At 34.8% G+C, this 11,843-nt stretch carries 12 protein-coding genes and 3 pseudogenes; 13 read left to right on the top strand and 2 right to left on the bottom strand.

From position 1 onward, the window contains the following. Window positions 1-98 precede the first annotated feature (98 nt). The 3 genes from PWK10_RS13340 to PWK10_RS13330 all read left to right on the top strand — a co-directional run bounded on the left by PWK10_RS13340 (window position 99) and on the right by PWK10_RS13330 (window position 735). Complete coding sequence (locus PWK10_RS13340) at window positions 99-323, top strand: DUF1659 domain-containing protein (RefSeq protein ID WP_008907753.1); 225 nt, start codon at window positions 99-101, stop codon at window positions 321-323. Between the two features lie 40 nt (window positions 324-363). Continuing rightward, window positions 364-519 (top strand): DUF2922 domain-containing protein, encoded by a 156-nt coding sequence (locus PWK10_RS13335; RefSeq protein WP_274766381.1) that lies wholly within the window; start codon window positions 364-366, stop codon window positions 517-519. Window positions 520-588: 69 nt separating this feature from the next. Then, entirely contained in the window at window positions 589-735 is a 147-nt protein-coding gene (locus PWK10_RS13330) for a YvrJ family protein (RefSeq protein WP_008907755.1), read from the top strand. A 39-nt stretch (window positions 736-774) separates the two neighbouring features. On the opposite strand, the gene PWK10_RS13325 is transcribed toward PWK10_RS13330, so the two are convergent. Then, window positions 775-1,284: an MFS transporter gene (locus PWK10_RS13325; protein WP_274766380.1), complete on the bottom strand. Its 510-nt coding sequence runs from the start codon at window positions 1,282-1,284 to the stop codon at window positions 775-777. 193 nt (window positions 1,285-1,477) lie between these two features. On the opposite strand from PWK10_RS13325, the gene PWK10_RS13320 reads away from it, so the two are divergent. Then, window positions 1,478-1,765 (top strand): hypothetical protein, encoded by a 288-nt coding sequence (locus PWK10_RS13320; RefSeq protein ID WP_274766379.1) that lies wholly within the window; start codon window positions 1,478-1,480, stop codon window positions 1,763-1,765. On the opposite strand, the gene PWK10_RS13315 is transcribed toward PWK10_RS13320, so the two are convergent. Continuing rightward, on the bottom strand, window positions 1,762-2,001 hold the full coding sequence (locus tag PWK10_RS13315) for a hypothetical protein (RefSeq protein ID WP_274766378.1): 240 nt from the start codon (window positions 1,999-2,001) through the stop codon (window positions 1,762-1,764). The genes PWK10_RS13320 and PWK10_RS13315 overlap by 4 nt on opposite strands. A gap of 128 nt (window positions 2,002-2,129) precedes the next feature. Between PWK10_RS13315 and PWK10_RS13310 the strand changes: the two genes are divergently transcribed. The 9 genes and pseudogenes from PWK10_RS13310 to prfB all read left to right on the top strand — a co-directional run bounded on the left by PWK10_RS13310 (window position 2,130) and on the right by prfB (window position 11,820). After that, entirely contained in the window at window positions 2,130-2,489 is a 360-nt protein-coding gene (locus PWK10_RS13310) for a hypothetical protein (RefSeq protein WP_274766377.1), read from the top strand. Then, entirely contained in the window at window positions 2,458-2,646 is a 189-nt protein-coding gene (locus PWK10_RS13305) for a hypothetical protein (protein WP_274766376.1), read from the top strand. The genes PWK10_RS13310 and PWK10_RS13305 overlap by 32 nt, the downstream gene beginning before the upstream one ends. 9 nt (window positions 2,647-2,655) lie before the next feature. After that, window positions 2,656-4,867, top strand: a pseudogene (recD2, locus tag PWK10_RS13300) (SF1B family DNA helicase RecD2). A gap of 22 nt (window positions 4,868-4,889) precedes the next feature. Then, the gene (locus PWK10_RS13295) at window positions 4,890-5,714 is read left to right on the top strand and encodes a hypothetical protein (protein ID WP_274766375.1); all 825 of its coding nucleotides are present in this window, start codon (window positions 4,890-4,892) and stop codon (window positions 5,712-5,714) included. Between the two features lie 391 nt (window positions 5,715-6,105). Continuing rightward, complete coding sequence (locus PWK10_RS13290; protein WP_274766374.1) at window positions 6,106-6,468, top strand: hypothetical protein; 363 nt, start codon at window positions 6,106-6,108, stop codon at window positions 6,466-6,468. Window positions 6,469-6,485: 17 nt separating this feature from the next. Next, window positions 6,486-7,106 carry a ComF family protein gene (locus PWK10_RS13285; protein WP_274766373.1) on the top strand — a complete coding sequence of 207 codons (621 nt, stop codon included), beginning with the start codon at window positions 6,486-6,488 and terminating at the stop codon, window positions 7,104-7,106. Between the two features lie 455 nt (window positions 7,107-7,561). After that, window positions 7,562-8,093, top strand: a pseudogene (hpf, locus tag PWK10_RS13280) (ribosome hibernation-promoting factor, HPF/YfiA family). A 107-nt stretch (window positions 8,094-8,200) separates the two neighbouring features. Then, window positions 8,201-10,699, top strand: coding sequence for a preprotein translocase subunit SecA (gene secA / locus PWK10_RS13275; RefSeq protein WP_274766372.1), 2,499 nt, complete (start codon window positions 8,201-8,203; stop codon window positions 10,697-10,699). Between the two features lie 12 nt (window positions 10,700-10,711). Further along, window positions 10,712-11,820: pseudogene (gene prfB / locus PWK10_RS13270) on the top strand (peptide chain release factor 2). Window positions 11,821-11,843 lie beyond the last annotated feature (23 nt).

Genomic DNA, 11,843 nt, shown 5'->3' with positions numbered 1-11,843 from the left:
CTGGCACCTAAGTTTAAGTTTTAGGGACGGTTCTTAATTTTTTGATTGTATAAAAAATTAAGAACCGTCCCTATTTATTTGTTAAGGAGGTGAGAGAGATGGCAGTTACAGCAGTAAAGGTTACTTCAAATGTTGTTTTTAGGGTAAAGCTTGGGGTTGACCAAAACGGCAATGACATCGAAAGGGCTGTAACACTAAGAAGGGTAAAACCAACTGCAGCTGATCAGGACGTTTTTGATGTTGTTGCAGCAATTGAAACATTACTTGAAGGACCAATTCAAAACGTTGTAAGACAAGACGTATCACAGCTTATTAATGCTTAATGGGAATGACCTTTTAACACTTAAAGAAAGGGGGATTTTGATGAAGACTTTACAGATGGTTTTCCAAAATACAGCAGGTAGAAATGTTTCAATAAACATCCCTTATGTTAAGGATGGAATAACGACGGAGGAAATAAGGAATTTAATGCAGCTTATATTAGCAAAAACATATTTGATTCAACAGGCGGGAATTTAGTTTCAATAATGGGGGCAAGCGTGATTTCAAGGGATGTTACTGATTATGCCGTAAGATAAGGGTGATAATATGGATGGTATTTTAAATCAGATAGCCAATTTAGGCTTTCCAATAGTTTTATCCATTTACCTCCTAGTTAGGGTGGAAGGTAAACTGGAGAAACTTTCCGAGAGCATAAATGAGCTATCGAGAACAATTGCGTCGATCAAGGATTAAGGGCGGGGGTTCCCTCACTCTTAATCCTATTTTTGATAATTATAATACTTCAACTTGTTGTTTTTTATGCCTCATAAGAAACGTCAATCCAGAAAGGATTCTTAAAAATCCTACTATCACAAAGGCAGTTTTTATGCCTGTAAAATGCGATAGTCTCATTCCTATCCAAGGAGAAATTACTAAAGTTATATTAGTTACAAGATTATAAAAGGCGATAAAGGAGGTCCTATTTTCTCTTGGGGATACCTCATATAACGAGTTTAAAAGAAGTAACATAACCCCTGATACACTAAAGCCTGTAAGAGCAACAAAATATGTAACATGATATATTTTGGTAGATATAGAATAGAAAAAGGGTGCAAGGGCCATGCCTAATGAGGCAATAGTTATTGCAGCAGAATTGCCGTTATTTTTAGAAAAACGTCCCCAAAACCTATATCCATATGCCATTGCAATTCCGTTTATAGTCGATATAATAGCTGCCCACATCTCGTTCGTTTTAAGATAATCTACCTCATAGGTTAAAAAAGTGGCCAAGCCATTTGCCATGTAAAATGAAAAATGATGACGCAGATTATAAAAACAAAATATTCCTTATGTTTTGGAAGGTTTATCAAAAAATCTAAAGATATTTTATTACCGTTAGTTGAAACTTCTGCATATGCAGCATTTTTCTCTCTTTATGCATTAATAAAGTTATAACCTCGATTATTCCAATAAAAAAGGCTATAACAAAGGCTATTTGATAAAAGGTTATAAGCTGGGATTTATTTTTGAAAGAGAAGTCAGTAGGAATCCTGTAACAAGAGTTGTTGCAGTTCCTGCTATTGTTGCAATGCTGTTTCTTGATGCTAAACTTGCCTCCCTATCTCCAGGTGGAAATATGTCTGCAATAAATGACTGCCATAAAAATACTGCAATAGAATTTGGAAAATTCATTGCACTGTATAATATTACAAAGGCTATTGGCCTTAATTTATCAGGTAAAAGGGAACAAGTGCGATTAAAATATAAAAAACCTCGTTATTAAAAAAGCGAAGGATGTTGTTCGCTTTTTGTTTTTGTATTTGTTAAAATAATTCCACCTATAAATATCGCAAGGATACTGAAAAAAGCTGGAAGTGAATTAAAAAGCGAGACAAGCTCATCATTTGCATTTAATCTTTTTAAAAACAGTCCTGCAAAGGAAGTAACTAAATTCACTGCGATGATCTGCAAAACTCCGTTTAAATTATTAAGGAAAAAGTTATTTTTTAATTTAGACAATATAACACCCCCATCCCCATAAAGATTATAACAAAAAATTAAAAAAATTGAAAGAAAAATTAAAATTTGACACCGAACAAATGTTCGTATTATAATTTTCTTGTAATAAAATGGAAGGGGTTGATATCATGCTTATATATATCTTGCCTTTCTATTTAGAGGGAGTAGGGGATGTTTGCAAGGTAAAGGATGAAAAGGGAGAAAGAATTGTTTATATAAAACTTTCCAATATGCTCAAAAACATATTTAAAGAAAGAATGCTGGATTTTAAAGAGGTTAGAAGAAAATGTAGAAAAGTGTTAAATCAAAAGAACATTATTCCTCTTGTATTAAATGAAAAGGAAATCTTACTTCCAATAAAAATTAGAAAACCCAGGACGTCAAGGGATGAAGTTTATGGCTATATTAATTTTCATTTTATTGATAAAATAGAAGAAGGAGAAATCCTTTTAAAAGATGGACAAAAATTTTTTTATAGAAAGCTATAGGTCTGTTATTAAAAGGACAAAATTAGTTAAAACTTTAGAAAAGGAATTTTGTGATAAAATTAAATTAGATAAATTTGACTTTAACGCCCCTGCGACAAAGGGGGATATTGCCTTTATATTAAATGAGATACTCTATCTTAAAAAGCTTTTGGAATAGGTGATGAGAATGATAGAAATAGAAGGATTAGTTGAGAATATAGTTTTTAGAAATGAAGAAAATGGATATACAGTTATCAAACTAAGACATAATAATGAGCTCATTTCAGTCGTAGGAACAATGCCCTATATTAGCGAAGGAATTAGAATAAAGGTTTCAGGCGAGTGGGTAGTTCATCCGACCTTTGGACAACAAATTAAGCTTACTGGCTACGAAGAGGTTAAGCCTAATACCATAGAAGGAATAGAAAAATATTTGGCATCAGGGCTTATTCCTGGAATAGGTCCGGTAACTGCTAAAAAATTGTAGAAAAGTTTGGCAAAGACACTTTAGAGATAATAGAAATGAACCCGGAAAGGTTAACAGAAGTTGACGGAATAGGAGAAAAAAAGCCCAAAGGATTTCTGAAGCTTTCAACGAACAGAGAGAATTAAGAAATGTCCTTATTTTCCTACAAAGCTATGGTATTTCAACAAACTTAGGGATTAAAATTTTCAAAAGATATGGAAATGAAACAATAAGGGTCGTCAAAGAAAACCCCTATAGACTTTGTGATGAGGTAAATGGAATAGGATTTAAAACGGCAGATAAAATAGCACGAAGCATTGGGATAGATTTAACTTCAAAATATAGAATTAGGGCAGGAATAAAATATGTCCTTGCAAACTGCATATCAAACGGACATGTTTATCTTCCTAAATTGGAGCTTTTGGAGGAGGCCTATAAACTACTTAACATCCCCTATGAGCTTATAGAAAATGAGATTATAAGCCTTATTGAGTCAAAGGATGTTGTAAGGGATGATATAGATAATCAAGAAGTTTATTATTTATCACCTTATTACTTTGCTGAGCTTAAGGTTGCCAAAAACTTATAGAATTATCCCTTCAAACAATTAAAGAAGATCTTGAATGGATAGATAAGGAGATTAAGGATTTTGAGAAGGAAAATAATATTAAATTAGCTGATGAACAAAGGGAGGCAATAATTAAGGCAGTTTCGAATGGTGTTTGTGTAATAACTGGAGGTCCTGGCACAGGGAAAACTACGATAATAAAATGTATTATAAAAATTTTTAATAAAAAGGGTCTTGAGGTTGCCCTTTGTGCTCCAACAGGGAGGGCTGCAAAGAGAATTACGGAGGCCACTTTAGAAGAAGCAAAAACTATTCACAGGCTCCTTGAGATGGAGTTTTTAGAATCTGAAAATGGCCCTTGCTTTGCAAGGGATGAGTATAATCCATTAGATCAGGATGTGATCATAGTAGATGAGGCCTCGATGGTGGATATCCTCCTTATGAATAGTTTGTTAAAGGCCATCGACATGGGTAAAAGGCTTATTATTGTTGGGGACGTAGATCAGCTCCCTTCTGTAGGTCCTGGAAATGTTTTAAGGGATATAATAGAAAGCAAGGGTGTTGTAGTTGTTAGATTAAATAGAGTATTTAGACAAAAAATGAGAGTCTTATTGCTATAAATGCACATAAAATAAATAATGGTGAGATGCCTTTTCTTAATGAAAAAGATAAAGATTTTTTCTTTATTCAAAAGAACAATCCTCAAGATATTTTAGAAGAGATTTTAAATCTTGTAGACAGAAGGCTTCCAAGCTTTAAGGAGGGTTTTGACCCTTTAAAGGATATACAGGTTTTATCTCCTATGAGAAAGGGAGAAAATGGAGTATTGAATTTGAATAAAGAGCTTCAAAGGATTTTAAATCCTCCTTCGAGTAAAAAGGCAGAAAAAGAGGTTAGAGACATCATTTTTAGAGAAGGCGATAAGGTTATGCAAACCAAAAATAACTACAGTCTACAATGGGAAGGGGATTTTTCGATAGATGGTCAGGGGTTGGAGTTTTTAATGGTGATATAGGTTTTATAGAAAAAATAGACGATGAGGAACAAAAGGTGACTGTTGCCTTCGATGATAAAAGGGTGGTGTATGACTTTTCAAATCTTGATGAACTGGATCTAGCCTATGCCATAACAATTCATAAAAGTCAAGGAAGCGAATTTCCTGTAATAGTTGTTCCAGTTTCCTTTGGGCCACCGATGCTTATGACGAGAAATTTAATATATACAGCTGTGACAAGGGCTAAGAAACTTGTGGTGCTTGTCGGGATGAAACAAGCCCTAAGCTTTATGATCTCAAACGACAAAACCTTTAATAGATTTTCTGGTCTAAAAAACAGAATAATAGATGTTATTTCGTCAATTAAATAGAGGTGATCCGATGGAGGTTTATTTGTATAAAGCCAAGGGGACGGGTGGGGCTATATATGATTTTTCCTTTAATCCGTATATAGACCACGAAATTTTAAAAAGGACAAGAAATATTGAATCCTTTGAGGTAATAGGTAAGATTTCAATTGATAGGGCTAAGAGCATTATTGATAAAATAAATAAAACATCTATGCTTGATAAAATAATAAAAAATACTGACTTTTTAGTGAAAAAGGAGATTAAAAAAAATAGTCTAAAGGCAGAATATAAAAAAATATCTTTAGGATATGTTCTACCATCAAAGGAAGATATAGAATTTGTGGAGGGTAAAATAATAGGTAGGGTTTTAACCTTAAATGATATCATCGATCATTTTAAAAGATATTATCAATATGATTATCTGCTTGATATATTACAGGTATTATACTGTGAAAGAAGGGTTTCAATTCTTCCTGCCTTTAGAGAAGAAGGAGAAAAACTTTATTGCAATTTCTGTAGAAGAAGGGTTTGCGAAGGCTGCCAATTTAATTTTAAAGAATCGGATCTATTGATTTATGCTGCAGATAACTATAATTTCTCATTAAGACAAGGTTTAGGATATAAACTTCCTAAATTAAAGGACGTAAAGGAAGATATCGCCCTTGATCTATTAGATTTTATAAAATCCAAGAAAAATAATGGGCTTATTTTCTCAGCTCCCCATTCATTTAGTTTAGATATGCTTTACCCTTCCTTTTCCGAAGTTTTGAAAACTGGTGGTAAGGTCCTATATATAACAAGCTTTAATGAGGCATATGAAGCATTAGAAAATTTAAAATCAACCTTTTATAACAAAAAATATCAATAATTCATGATAAATTTGAAGATTTTAGAAATAACGATATAGTTATATCCTACAAATCTAATTATGTTCCTTTTTACAAAGCCTTTGATTTGGTTTTATTGAACGATATTTATAGGGCATTTAATAAAGAGAAATTGCTGCACTTTGCGGCAAAAAGGCTTGCAAGGACAAGGGGAAGTTTATAGTAGCTTGTATAAATCCCGAAAGGTATAAAGGACTCAGCTTTGAAATTACATTTTTACCCTATTCTCATGGCAACCATCTAATTCCTGAACCAAGGATTGAGATATCAAAGGTTCTAAGGGAGGGATTTTATCTTCCTGATCTTGCTTTAGATACTTTAAGATGGTCCATCAAGGATGGAAGCAAAACAATAGTTTTTATCCCTAAGAGGATGCAAATATCAACAATATTGAATTACCTTATAATGGAGGGTATAAATAAAAATCAAATTGAGTCAAAAAGCGATTTTTTAACGTTTTTGAAGGGAACAAAAAGGATATATTTAACCAGCGATTTTAGTATTTCTAAAAACTTTTCAGAAAATGTAAACGTTATAGTTTTAAATGCCCATGATGAATGTTATGACGAAGAAATTTTAATTTATTTATCTGCCCTTGCAGCCCTTGGGAAAAACAAAAAAGTTGGGGAGGTTTTATTTGTTGCCGAAAATGAAACGGAGGGAATCTCTTTAGCCAAAAAGTGTATAAGAAGTTTAAACAAAGCCGCCTGGGAAAAGGGGTTTGTGAAGCAATAGATGCCCTTTTCAATATTTTGTTTCCTGAAACAAAATATTGTTTAAACTATGGAAGACTTCAAGAAGAAAAATTTGGACTTTGCACCTTCTGCTATACGGAGATTTTAAAAAGCAAATTATCTAAAAGGGTTATAAATGCTTATCCTATAGAGGTAGCCTTTGATGAGGTATATTCTGTATTTAAGTATGACAAGGTAGCTAAGGACATAGTAAGAAGATTGAAATATAAAGAAAAAGTTGAACTGAGCAAAGTTATAGCGTTTTTTATGAAGGATACAATAGATGAGAATAAAATAAAATTTGATCTCATTGTTCCAATTCCAATTTCCAAGAGAAGGTTGAAACTAAGAGGATACAATCAAGCTCTTTTAATTGCAAAGGAACTTTCAAAGCTCACGTTTATTCCTTTTAACGATTGCATAGAAAAAATAAAAGATACTAAGTCTCAAACACTATTCAAAGATGAAAATAGATGGTATAATGTTAAGGGGGTTTTTGATTGTAACGAGGACCTTCAAGGGAAAACAATTCTTATTGTGGATGATGTATTTACAACCGGGGCAACAGCCCATTATGCATCCGAAGCCTTAAAAAAGTGTAAGGCTAAAAAAGTAATAGTTTTGACCTTTGCGTCATAAGGATATGGCATGATTAGGTCTGTGGTTGAAAGTCGATGCCAGTCGCAGGCGAAACGACCCACGTAAGTCAGACAAAGTCTGATGAGCATGGTGCGGCTTAGAAGTAAGTCCTGCCGGTAAAACCGAGAGGAGGATTAGTGAGAGGCATACACCTTAAGCAAAACTCCCAGCAGGCGAGTGTGGGGGCAAAGACCAGGTCAGCTAATCAATGCCATATCCTTTTGTATTTCTTTTTATATTTTTGCACAAAATATAAAAAGATATTAACATTAATTGTTGATAAAAACCCTTTGAAATTCAAGTTATGCACAAATTTGTCCACATTATCCACAGATAAATATCAACATATTAACATTTTTCACACTTTAGTAAAAAGGACTTGATTAAATTTTCAGAAAATATTAAAATTAAAATAAGAAATTTTTCCCTTAGACCACTTGAAAGGGGTAGATCTTATGAAATTTATGATTACGGGAAAGAACATAGTTTTAACAGATGCTCTAAAGGATGTTGTAGAAAAAAGCTTGGCAAGCTTGAAAAGTATTTTAGTCCAGAACAGGAGGCGCATGTTACTTTATCAGTTCAAAAGAATAGGCAGATAATTGAGGTTACAATACCATTTAACGGGATGATATTAAGGGGCGAAGAATCAAGCGGTGATATGTATACATCCATAGATAATGTAGTTGAAAAAATAGAAAGGCAAATAATCAAACATAAAACTAAATTACAAAAGAGGGTTCACAATGGAGAGACATTGAAATTCTTAGATATACCTGAATATAGGGATTACGATGAGGATGAAGAGGGCAAGATAGTTAAGAAAAAAGGTTTTCAGTAAAGCCAATGGATGTCGAAGAGGCAATACTTGAAATGGAGCTTTTAGGCCATAACTTCTTTGTATTTAGAAATGCAAATACAGAAGAGGTTAATGTGGTTTATAAAAGAAAGGACGGTAACTACGGTATAATAGAGCCAGAAATATAAGGCACGATTAATCGTGAAGGCACGTTAATCGTGCCTTATTTCTTGTGATTGTTAAATTAATTAAAATATGTTAAAATATTAGTATTGCTTTAAAGGAAGGTGGTAGGATGGGACTTTTAGAAAAGATATTTGGAACTCACAGTGAAAGGGAAATTAAAAGGCTAATGCCAATAGTCGATAAAATAGAAAGCCTTGAAAAAACTATGGAAGGTCTTTCAGATGAAGAGCTTAGAAATAAGACCTTCGAGTTTAAGGAAAGGCTTCAAAGGGGCGAAACCCTCGATGATATTTTGCCAGAGGCCTTTGCAGTTGTCAGGGAGGCTGCTTGGAGAACCCTTGGAATGAAGCATTTTAGAGTTCAGCTTTTAGGTGGCATCGTTCTTCATCAAGGAAGAATTGCTGAAATGAAGACAGGAGAAGGAAAAACATTAGTGGCAACTTTGCCTGCTTACCTTAATGCCTTAACAGGTAAGGGAGTTCATGTTGTAACTGTAAACGACTACCTTGCAAAGCGTGACAGGGAATGGATGGGTAAGATTTATGAATTTTTAGGTCTTACTGTTGGTGTTATTACCCATGACCTTGATGCAGAGGAAAGAAGAAGGGCATATAATTGCGACATCACCTATGGAACTAATAATGAATTTGGCTTTGACTATTTAAGGGATAATATGGTTATCTACAAAGAAGAGATGGTTCAAAGGGACCTTCATTATGCCATAATTGACGAAGTTGACTCAATCCTTATAGATGAAGCTAGAACTCCTCTTATAATCTCAGGTGCTGGTGAAAAATCAACAAGGCTATATGAAGTTGCTGACATGTTTGTTAGGACATTGAAAAAGGATGAAGATTATGAAGTTGACGAAAAACAACATGCAGTTACATTAACCCAAAGCGGTATAGATAAAGCAGAAAAATTCTTTAATCTTGAAAACTATGCAGATCCAGAGAACATGGAGATACAGCACCATGTAATTCAAGCCCTAAAGGCCCATGCCCTTATGAAAAGGGATATCGATTATGTTGTAAAAGATGGGGAAGTTATTATAGTAGATGAGTTTACCGGAAGATTGATGTATGGAAGAAGATATTCAGATGGCCTTCATCAGGCAATTGAAGCAAAGGAAGGAGTTAAAATAGAAAGGGAGTCAAAGACCCTTGCTACTATTACCTTCCAAAACTACTTTAGACTATATGAAAAAATTGCCGGTATGACAGGAACTGCCCAAACCGAAGAGGCAGAATTTAGAGAAATATACGGACTTGATGTTATAGTAATTCCAACAAATAGGCCTATGATTAGAGTAGACCATCCGGATGTTGTATATAAGACAGAAAAGGCAAAATTTGATGCCATCGTTGAGGAAATAGTTGAAACCCATAAAACCGGGCAGCCTGTTCTAGTTGGAACGATAAGCATTGAAAAATCAGAAATGCTATCAACCATGTTAAAGAAAAGAGGTATTCCTCATCAGGTTCTCAACGCAAAATACCATGAAAAGGAAGCAGAAATAGTTGCCCATGCCGGAGAAAGAGGTATGGTAACCATTGCAACAAACATGGCTGGTCGTGGAACCGACATAAAACTTGGTGAGGGTGTTGCTGAACTTGGAGGACTTAAAATAATAGGAACCGAAAGGCACGAGTCAAGGAGAATAGACAATCAGCTAAGAGGACGTGCTGGCCGTCAAGGGGACCCAGGATGTTCAAGATTTTATGTTTCCTTAGAAGATGATTTGATGAGGCTCTTTGGTTCAGATAGGATAAAGGATATAGTATCAAAGCTTGGTCTTCCTGACGATGAGCCTATTGAAAGTAAGATGGTTACAAATGCAATAGAACAGGCCCAAAAGAGGGTTGAGGCAAACAACTTTGAAATAAGAAAATCCCTATTGCAGTTTGACGATGTTTTAAACAGACAAAGAGAAATAATATATTCCCAAAGGAAAAAGGTTTTAGAGGGAGAAAACTTAAAGGACAGCATAAAGGGTATGATCATAGATGTTGTTACATCTATAGTCAATGCCCATGTAACTGATGATAGGCATAGGGAAGAATGGGACCTTAAGGGACTTTCAAGATATATTGAAGACGTATTTATGGTAAAAATTAGCGAACAGCAGTTAGATCCGCTTTCAAAGGATGAAATCCTAGAAAAAATTACAGATACAATTAATAAAGCTTATGAGGAAAAGGAAAAGGAATTTGAAGAAAACATATTTAGAGAAATCGAAAGGGTTGTTCTTTTAAGGACGGTTGATACAAAGTGGATTGACCACATAGATGCTATGGAACATCTAAAGCAGGGAATAGGCCTTAGAGCATATAGACAAAGGGACCCTGTTCAGGAGTATCAAATTGAAGGTATGAATATGTTTGATGAGATGATCTATAGCATCAAAGAAGATACATTAAGATTCCTGTTTAGAGTAAAACCTGAAAGAAAGGTTGAAAGGGAGAGGGTAGCAGAGCCTACTTCAACGAACTATGATGATTCTGTTAAAAAGCAGCCTGTTAGAAAATCAGAAAAAATAGGAAGAAACGATCCATGCCCATGTGGAAGCGGTAAAAAATATAAAAATTGTTGTGGAAGAAACGTATAAGGAGGCGATAGGATGCACATTCAATTTGAAGAACATTATTCAGCAATTGAACCAATGAAAAGAATCCTAGAAGAAGTGGGGGCTTCTCTTTGACATCCCAAGGCTTAAAAAGGAAGTTGAAGAATTAGAAACCAAGATGCAGGATGCTGACTTTTGGAACAACATTGAGGAGGCTCAAAAGATAGTTCAAAGGGCAAAATCCCTAAAGGATAAAGTAGAAAGATATGAGAGCCTTTTAAAAAGAGTGGAGGATCTTGAGGTTTTAATTGAGCTTTGTGATGAAGAGGAGGACTACTCTCATCTTGATGAAATCGCAGAAGAAAGGCACGACCTTGAAAAAATATAGAAGCCTTTAGGATAGAGACGATGCTCTCTGGAGAATACGATAAAAACGATGCTATATTAACCATCCATGCTGGAGCAGGTGGCACAGAGGCCTGCGATTGGGCTTCTATGCTCTTAAGGATGTATACAAGGTGGGCGGAAGGCAAAGGCTATAAAGTAGAGACCGTAGACTTTTACCAGGTGATGAGGCAGGAGTAAAGAGCGTAACATTAGAAATAAAAGGGGAATATGCTTATGGTTATTTAAAAGCTGAAAAGGGTGTTCATAGACTTGTAAGAATTTCACCCTTCGATGCTGCAGGAAAGAGGCATACATCCTTTGCTTCTGTTGAAGTTTTACCTGAAATTACCGATGATCAGGATATAGAAATAAGGGATGAAGATATAAAGATAGATACCTTCCGCTCAGGTGGGGCAGGTGGGCAGTATGTTAACAAGACTGAGTCTGCCGTTAGAATAACCCACCTTCCAACTGGAATAGTAGTTTCCTGCCAGAGCGAAAGGAGCCAACACTCCAATAGAGAAATGGCAATGAAGATGCTAAAGGCAAAGCTAATTGAGCTTAAAGAAAGGGAAAGAAAGGAAAAGATAGAGGACCTTACTGGAGAGCAAAAGGAAATAGGCTGGGGAAGCCAGATAAGAAGTTATGTATTCCAGCCCTATACCCTTGTTAAGGATCATAGAACCGGAGTTGAAATTGGAAATATTCAAGCTGTTATGGATGGAGAAATCGACGATTTTATAAATGCATATTTAAAGATGGAAAATAAAAAATAGATCCGGATATTCCGGGTCTATTT

This window comes from Caloramator sp. Dgby_cultured_2 (genome assembly GCF_028872215.1).
GTDB classification, from domain to species: Bacteria; Bacillota; Clostridia; order Clostridiales; family Caloramatoraceae; genus Caloramator; species Caloramator australicus.
This window is presented reverse-complemented; position numbering and strand designations above follow the sequence as displayed.